Source organism: Bradyrhizobium ferriligni, assembly GCF_056837965.1.
Genome location: NZ_JBXEJO010000142.1, coordinates 1 through 7,293, shown reverse-complemented (window position 1 = coordinate 7,293; position 7,293 = coordinate 1). Strand labels below are relative to the sequence as shown.

Annotated in this window: 11 protein-coding genes and 1 pseudogene; 6 read left to right on the top strand and 6 right to left on the bottom strand. The window is 55.9% G+C overall.

Going from position 1 to position 7,293, the window contains the following annotated elements; all coding sequences use genetic code 11:
• Positions 1–886 precede the first annotated feature (886 nt).
• The 3 genes from AC1VNY_RS41915 (at position 887) to AC1VNY_RS41905 (ending at position 1,886) form a co-directional block, all read left to right on the top strand.
• The gene (locus AC1VNY_RS41915) at positions 887–1,051 is read left to right on the top strand and encodes a hypothetical protein (RefSeq protein ID WP_482409581.1); all 165 of its coding nucleotides are present in this window, start codon (positions 887–889) and stop codon (positions 1,049–1,051) included.
• Between the two features lie 248 nt (positions 1,052–1,299).
• Positions 1,300–1,455 carry a hypothetical protein gene (locus AC1VNY_RS41910; RefSeq protein WP_482409580.1) on the top strand — a complete coding sequence of 52 codons (156 nt, stop codon included), beginning with the start codon at positions 1,300–1,302 and terminating at the stop codon, positions 1,453–1,455.
• 20 nt (positions 1,456–1,475) lie between these two features.
• A complete protein-coding gene (locus AC1VNY_RS41905) occupies positions 1,476–1,886 on the top strand; it encodes a class I SAM-dependent methyltransferase (protein ID WP_482409579.1) in 411 nt (136 codons plus the stop codon).
• A gap of 104 nt (positions 1,887–1,990) precedes the next feature.
• On the opposite strand, the gene AC1VNY_RS41900 is transcribed toward AC1VNY_RS41905, so the two are convergent.
• Positions 1,991–2,140, bottom strand: a complete 150-nt coding sequence (locus AC1VNY_RS41900; RefSeq protein WP_482409583.1) for a DUF3892 domain-containing protein — start codon at positions 2,138–2,140, stop codon at positions 1,991–1,993.
• Positions 2,141–2,201: 61 nt separating this feature from the next.
• On the opposite strand from AC1VNY_RS41900, the gene AC1VNY_RS41895 reads away from it, so the two are divergent.
• Positions 2,202–2,633 (top strand): hypothetical protein, encoded by a 432-nt coding sequence (locus tag AC1VNY_RS41895; protein WP_482409578.1) that lies wholly within the window; start codon positions 2,202–2,204, stop codon positions 2,631–2,633.
• Positions 2,634–2,754: 121 nt separating this feature from the next.
• Here AC1VNY_RS41895 and AC1VNY_RS41890 read toward each other — a convergent pair whose 3' ends face one another.
• From AC1VNY_RS41890 to AC1VNY_RS41870, 5 genes and pseudogenes are all read right to left on the bottom strand, one after another.
• Positions 2,755–3,156, bottom strand: coding sequence for a septal ring lytic transglycosylase RlpA family protein (locus tag AC1VNY_RS41890; RefSeq protein ID WP_482409577.1), 402 nt, complete (start codon positions 3,154–3,156; stop codon positions 2,755–2,757).
• A 1,468-nt stretch (positions 3,157–4,624) separates the two neighbouring features.
• Positions 4,625–5,098: pseudogene (locus AC1VNY_RS41885) on the bottom strand (DUF6680 family protein); the annotation flags it as partial.
• A gap of 10 nt (positions 5,099–5,108) precedes the next feature.
• The gene (locus tag AC1VNY_RS41880) at positions 5,109–5,192 is read right to left on the bottom strand and encodes a hypothetical protein (protein WP_482409582.1); all 84 of its coding nucleotides are present in this window, start codon (positions 5,190–5,192) and stop codon (positions 5,109–5,111) included.
• 57 nt (positions 5,193–5,249) lie between these two features.
• Entirely contained in the window at positions 5,250–5,501 is a 252-nt protein-coding gene (locus tag AC1VNY_RS41875; RefSeq protein ID WP_482409576.1) for a hypothetical protein, read from the bottom strand.
• A gap of 127 nt (positions 5,502–5,628) precedes the next feature.
• Complete coding sequence (locus AC1VNY_RS41870; protein WP_482409575.1) at positions 5,629–5,817, bottom strand: hypothetical protein; 189 nt, start codon at positions 5,815–5,817, stop codon at positions 5,629–5,631.
• A gap of 266 nt (positions 5,818–6,083) precedes the next feature.
• Here AC1VNY_RS41870 and AC1VNY_RS41865 point away from each other — a divergent pair, with 266 nt between their 5' ends.
• Positions 6,084–6,419 carry a hypothetical protein gene (locus AC1VNY_RS41865; protein ID WP_482409574.1) on the top strand — a complete coding sequence of 112 codons (336 nt, stop codon included), beginning with the start codon at positions 6,084–6,086 and terminating at the stop codon, positions 6,417–6,419.
• 443 nt (positions 6,420–6,862) lie between these two features.
• A partial coding sequence (locus AC1VNY_RS41860) for a hypothetical protein (RefSeq protein ID WP_482409573.1) occupies positions 6,863–7,293 on the top strand: 431 nt, incomplete at its 3' end.

Genomic DNA, 7,293 nt, shown 5'->3' with positions numbered 1-7,293 from the left:
CTGGAGGACGAGGACGATGGGATGGTGGTCGGGCACCAGGGCCCGGTCGGCCGCGGCGGCTTTGCGCGCTAATGTCGCTCGCATTCACTCCGTCTGCCGCATACGCCGACGAAATCGTCACGGTGTCGACCGGCCACGCGAGCGCAATTGCCGTCAGTATGACGGCGCCTACAGGTCTAGCCATCTTTCCTCCTGTTCGGATTATTGGGCAAAACCACTTTCTAATCCCGCGGGAAGGCTTTGGTTCCGCCAGGTAGTGGTCCTAATTATCACAACCACATCGCACGGCCGGCCCCTAGCCAGGTGCTCAGCCCGATAGGCAACCCGCAAACGTTCTCAACCGGAACGCTTGCCCCGCTCACCAAATATCTCATCGGCTTGGAGGTGGGTTCGCTACTGCGCAAGCATCTAGAGACCATACGGGCAGCATCAATCTCACTGGTTTTTTGTCTATTCTGTCCACGCTGTCCTCTGGTACGCTGGTAGCTACGCTCCCCGCTGGGTGGCGCCCTCTATTAAACCGCGGAACGCCGGTGATTGGCGGGGCACAAGTTCTGACAAATGGTCAAATCCTCTACCAAGGGGTCAACTGCACACGGCTCGATCTCAGTGCTATCACGTTCAAGCATGTAGATCCGAGCCTCTAACAAGCCACCGCCTCCACCTCCCCACACCCATCGTGGCGCGGGGAGGTGAATCCCTGAGCGGCACCGTGACGGCGTTGCTTGTTCCTATATGACCGGAATGGAGTGATCGGAGGGGCAGGGGGTAGGCCGCTAACAATTCGCCTTCTCCAACTATCATCGCCGAAGGGCGTACAGACGCTGAAGCCTCGGTTGAATTGCTTTGATCCTAGCCAGCCCAAGTCCGAATGGCGGATAGTGCGGTGGACCGGATTGAGCAGTCCTTTGCCAGCCTGAATCCAACTGCAGGTGGCTTCGCCTCGCTTGTCGATGGAACTGTCATTGTGACGAGTGGGAATGCGCAAGTGAGCCTGTCCGGCGTCAGCTTCATGGCGGCCGACAACGGTAGTGTCGTTTCAGACTTGTGACGACAAAATGCAACCTTGACTGGTTTGCTTTACGGGCTAGTTTGCGCAACTCGAACTACTCGTTGGATGCAACCGATTGGCTTGGAAGGAGCCGCTCATTCGCAGACAGACTGATTGAGCCCATGAAGAGTCGATGGGTTCCGCTCGATCAACTTGGCGTCCCGCAGCCGTATACGAAAACGCACGCATTCGATGGTGAGTTCATCAACGCGCGGCATGCCGAGATCGGCGCGGCGTAATTGGGGCGGATGGGTGTCTCGATCCTGATCGACCTGGGAATTGATGGATTTTTACAGCGCGCTGAAGCGCTCAAGCTCTATGAACTTGTGTTCTTCAGCGATGGCGATGCAATCGAATTGGGCACGCATAAGGGGCTTCGACTTGCATCATCGCGCAGGGCTTAGCGGCTGGCGGTCGTGGGCGGTTGGAGACGATAGACATCGACGCGGAGGCGAATGGGTTTGCGCATGCTAACGCGGCGCGTAACGGAGTCACCGAGCTGGTGACCTTCACCTTAAAGGATGCGACAAAACGTCTCGATGAGATGATTGCCGAAAGTCGTAGGTCAGGCCTTATTTTCGTCGATCACTGGCATGGGTACAAAGAAACTTTGGAGGCGAGTGAACGCGCGCTGCAGGTCTTGGCCCCGGGCGGCTATGTACTGTTTCACGATTTTCTCGACCCCGGCAATGCGCAGCCGGACCATCCATACGGCGTCTATCAGGCAGTACTGGATGCGTTTTGGGATCGGGGCGACGTCAAGTTCTGTGGCCTCTTTGGAAGCGCGGCGTTGTTTCAATTCTCGCCGCAGGCTCGCTTCAGGTCGTCCGCGTGACGTCAACCTTCCCGGTGCTTGGAACCCTTAGTTTTAGGGAGCATTCGTTTTTGCGCGCTAGGGGCGCTCGCGTCATTCTACGCGAAGCTCCCCCTTCCCAAAAATCAGCGACACTCTGGGAGAGCTAAGAGATTGTCGTTGTAGTAGCCGTCAGCGCGCGTCCGAACATACTTTCCGTTCGGCCCATTGACGACCCCAACATCCGCGCGCTTGCCGCCGACCATCGTGAAGAATGTGTGGGTGCCATTCTCAATTGCGGAACCAACTGTCGGGGCGATGGTTAACTAGATCGTCCACAATCAGGGGGAACTTCTCATGACCGACGGGCTTTCAACACGCGTCAACGCGCGGCCGAGATTGGCACTCCCGTTGCTCGTTGCCGTCATCGCTCTCATGGTCGCAGGCGGTGCGCTTTGGGCGAGCTACCGGAACTCAACAAAGCTGGCCACCTCGCAAGAGCATGCAACGGTGGCATCTACGCCTGATCCCGCCATTGAACAAATGAAGCAGACCCTGGCATCCCTCCAGCAGGCTGTGCAGGGGATTCAAGCCGACCAACAAAGGCAGGCCGAGCGGGTCGGCGACATTCAACAGAAGACTGCGGCACAGCAGGGCGAGCAGAAACTAATATCTGATCAGCTAGGTGCGCTAAGCGCGCGAGTTAACTCGCTGGAATCTGCAAGGGCTGAAAGCCCAGCTCCAGCGCCACAGGCTGCTCCAGCAGCGCAAAGGCGCACGAAGCGGTAAAGCGATCCAGTCGGAGACGAGCGAAAGCGCCGTGGCTGGAGTTAATGCCCGTGTTGTCGCTGCGGTTAAGGACGCGAATGCGACGCGGGTTCTGGCGTGAGGAATGCACGCTTCCCCAGCATCAGAACATGCACAACCATTTCGTTTGGTGCATACCGAGCGCACCAGCTGCGCCGCGAGTTAGATCAATTTTCACTCCGCGCGTAAACGGACCTCGGTCATTGATTACTACGGTCACCGACTTTCCATTCTCGGGATTCACGAGCGTTACACGAGAACCGAAGGGCATGGTGCGGTGCGCTGCCGTTAGCCCACTGGCGTCGAATATCTCACCATTCGCCGTGCGCCGCCCCGAAGAATAGTAGCTTGCGACGACGTGCTGTCCCGAGCATGGGCTCTGAGGTTTCCTGGTATGTGCAAAGAACCAATCGAAGCCCCGACTGTGAGCGGGCGTGAATGGTACGACAAGGTATGACGCCAGCCCAACGGCGCAGAGATAACCAATGGATTGCTGGTGGCTCATGTCGTCGTAACCACAGAGAATGGGCGGTTGAGTAGAAAAGAGGTCCCCCGGCTGTGATCATGCATATTGACCGGGGGACCCTGCGCGGTCGGGTATGGGGTAACGAAAAGACCGCACGGAGCAATTTGGCCATAGCGGTTACACGGTCGAAAGTGCCGAAAGTCACGTCACTGACCACGAATTCCTAGTGTCGCGAGTCTGATAGCTTCGCAATCTCTCGACGGAGCTTGATCTCGACACAGCGAGCGCAGATCAACTCGCGGTCTGCTGCTGGTTGTGAAAAAACGGCTAGCTCTTCTGGCGGGAACTCGTCTTCGCAGTGATCGCAACGGACTCTGTCGAGCGTTATGCGATACTCAAAAAAATAGACGGCCCGACCTTGGGGTAGTCTATGGGGTGGCCGGGCCGTCTAGAGAAGCCGAAGTGTGAGTTTCCGGCCGCCACCATGTGCGATTCCGATTCTGGCATTACGAGGGCGTGGTCTCGAGCCACAAGGCCCGCCGCGCTGGTTACTGCGCAAGCATGGCTATGCCGATGATAATGAGTAGACTAAGTCCGATCAGCACAATGCAAACGCTCGAAAGAACGCTACTGTCCATGGAAAAAGCTAGCCCTCAAAAGCGAATATCCTACTCAAAGAAGAACTCGATAAGCCAGTGCAGTTTGTGCCAACGGCGTGCCAACAATTCCTAATTGAGAACGCCACGTTCGATGGTCATGCGGTGCTTTCGTATACGGCGTTCAAGACTCCAAATCGTCCGTCCGCACTTCATCGCCTGGGGCGATCACGGATAACGCTAGCAGCGTCGTATGCCGTAGATCGCTAAAATTGTTGGGATCATCCGAGCAGCTCCGTTGGATGGCAATGCAAGCCCAAAGCGAAGTGCACGGTCCGTGATATCCGGGGCTGACGGATGAACCTATCACGGACCGCGCTCCGCGGCGCTAGCGGATATTCCATAGGCTGCGCGGGTCAGAAAGGTTCCGGCCAGCTTGAAATACGTCACGAACTTCCGGGCTCAGGAATATCTATTCTTCCAGACGTGGTGGCGAAATCCTTAGCACCGCCGCAATTGCAAACCGCTTCCACCATCCTGGTGTAACGCCGGACAGTTTCCACGTCGCACTCCAATTGAGTATTTTCTGCTTCAGAATCATTTGGCTTATCTCATCCATGCTACAGCGATTGTGGGCGTTACGACTCGACGCCACGTGAGCGCATGCTGAGCCAGTAGTCGCGAATTTATGCTTCGAACCAACCCTCAGCCTCGTATCGAGGGCTGACACGCGACCGAAACTTTAAATAGTGGCTGAAATGCTTGCTTTTGAGCCACGTCGTGAAGGCGCCGAAACTGGGATAGTGGCCTGGTTGCTGCTGGTAGCCAGTCTCGTCTATCCATTCCAACGCAAGATGTCGAATCATCCGTTCGACGTCGGCCTTTTTAAGCATTGGGTTTCCTTACCAGCCTTAGGCTTCGTCTCGCGAAACGTTCTGTATGCGAACCTTGAGCGATCCGTCCTCATGATAGTCGGAGATCATCTTTTCGTTTAGGGTGGCCTGAAGCCTTGCGGCATCAGGCGAAACCGGAACGTCGGTTAGTTTCATCGGAAACGATGCCTGTCCCTGAATAATTTTGCTTAACCCGTGCATAATAGCCAACTGGGATTGCTCTAGATCGACGCGCCCTTTTGGGTAGTAGATGCCTCTTCGCAACTCCTCGGTGGAGAATGTATATCCGAGCGCGGTCGACATAACCGCCAAAACCAAGCGATAACCTACTCGGTCGTTCCAGGCGCGTGCTAGATTGAGGTCCTGGTTATCGTCAGGAGGCCCGTTCGCAAGTTCGCCAAATTACGCTCGCCAAGCGTCAATGACCTTTTTGTCAGCAGACCCACCGAACCGCTTAGGTGAGAATTCTAGGTCGATTGAATTTAGAGCGCGAACGTAATCATCATTTTAGTCGCGTGGCGCGATTGGCCATCAATGATGTGAAGATCCACTGGCGGCGCTTTCCAGGCTCGCTCGCGCGCTCGATCCACTTCTGGGTTTGTACTGCAACGACTGGACCAGCCAGCGTTGCCAGTACGACCCATCATTCAACAGGCATCGTGATTCTCTCGTATCGCCGCAGAGCCCATAGCATGTTGACCGCGAACGCGATCGGCGGTCCTACGAAGGCACCTAGCACACCGAACGCGACCTGATAGAGAATGCCGTGACCTGTCAGCAAGCCGGTCATGATACCGATATTGACGCAGACGATGGTGATGATTGCAATCCGGTTATCATTGTGCGCGTCGGCGCGGAAGCGCTTTTGCTCTTTTCGGGAAAGACGATAGGGCACCGGATCGAACGACCCGCAATGGGGGCAAGCCCGCGCAGTCAATGAGACCGCGTTACCGCAGTCGTGGCAATCAATCATATGCGGTCGGTTATTAGGAGCGGCGTTAGGCCAATCGAGCTTCTCGCTCTCACATCCGCGTGGCGGACATTGTGATGGCGTTGCCATCAACCGTCTTCTGCTGGCGTTTCAACTCTTTCGACTCCCGTCGCATTCGACGCTGGCGACGGAAGTAAGATCTAATCAAAACAAAGACCATCCAGGCGATCACCAAAAGCGCCAGTATCGTCGCCAAACTGATTGTCAGAACGATGTGCACGGAATCCCCCTAGTCCAACCGCAACTGTAGATCGCGGGGGCGTGGGGCAACTGGTCTTTCGGCGGTTCAACGCGAGCCCGAGGCCGTTAGTCTTTAGTCGCCTTCCGGTTGATTCGGGATCAAACTACGCTTCGTTGCTGTCTGTTATGTACCGTGGCAAACAGCAGATCGTTCTCGACGGCTCCCGAAGCGAAAGCTTCGGAGGATTGTCATTTTGATTATTGGGCGCTCTGGCGACATCCTTCTCCTTTTAAGGAGCATCACCGATGGATTTGCTCGCGCAACTGGATGAATTTTGGCGTGAAATTTTCGGACAAGATAGATCAGTAATCCAAGCGAAGTATCCTAAATTTGTCGCGAAGCTACAAACTCAAGTCGCACATCTGCCTCAAGCAGAGCAGGATCGGCTGATGTGGCAAGTCGTCCAACGAAACGCTGAGTATATTGCTCTTGGTCAGCGCGACCGTAACGCTCTAAAGATCAGGTTGGGCCTTCCTGCGTTGTCGCCTGAAGCTAATAATCTGGTTCAAATCGCTACCGAAACAGCTGTCCGCGCTACAGTGCGGCAAGGCATTTCAGCGATATTTAGAGCATTCCGCTAGGTGCACGTGTCGTTACTGGCCGTTGTGCGCCAAGGCTGTCACGAGACCCCAATTGGGCGGCTACATTCGGACCATGGCATGAGCGCCAGTGGCGGAAGGCGTGAGGCTGAGGGCTGACGCCCAATTCCATTAGGTAGGTTACGCCTTCGCTTAGAAGCGGAGGCCGCAATCGATTGACAGTGGGGAGTGTCGAGAAGACGCACTGGCAGCTCTGGACTGTCTGCAATTTTAACGAGCAGTTACCTTATGGCAACAATCTGAAACTATTTTCGGTAGCACTTCCACAAGACACAATTTCGGCGTCGATAAGTCGATTCTTGAGTCCAAGGCAACTGGACAGGCTGCGAGGGTCACGAATGGGCGTTCGACGAACTCGACGGGCCCCGACTTTATCACTCGGGTCGGGCAAACGGTTAGTCGAATGCAATCGGCAGCATCCGTACTTGAACCCGGCGACCGGACAGTGGTCGTCGCGGCTTCGCGTTCTTGTCGTGGGGACCGCGGCGACCGTTGCACATGGGCACGCTGCGGTGGCCGCGGATAGGATCCATCTGGGATTCGATGGCTATCGCTCTGCAACCAATGACTACTGTATCAACGCGAGCAGCGTGCAGGGCGACCCGCAGACTGCTTTCATGTGGCGCTTCAGCAAGAGCGGAGCGCTCACGGGCGGTCCAACCTTCCTCGACTTGCAAACGGACACGGCCGTCGAAGTATTCCCGCCGTCGTTTGATGATCATGAGAAATTCAGGGCCTATGGCAGTGTCCTAGGACCGCTGCTCGGCGAAAAGTCTGTTTCAAACGAGGTGAATGCATTCACCAACCAGTTGTGTTCGATATCGCCACCACCACCGCCACCACCACCGCCGGGGCC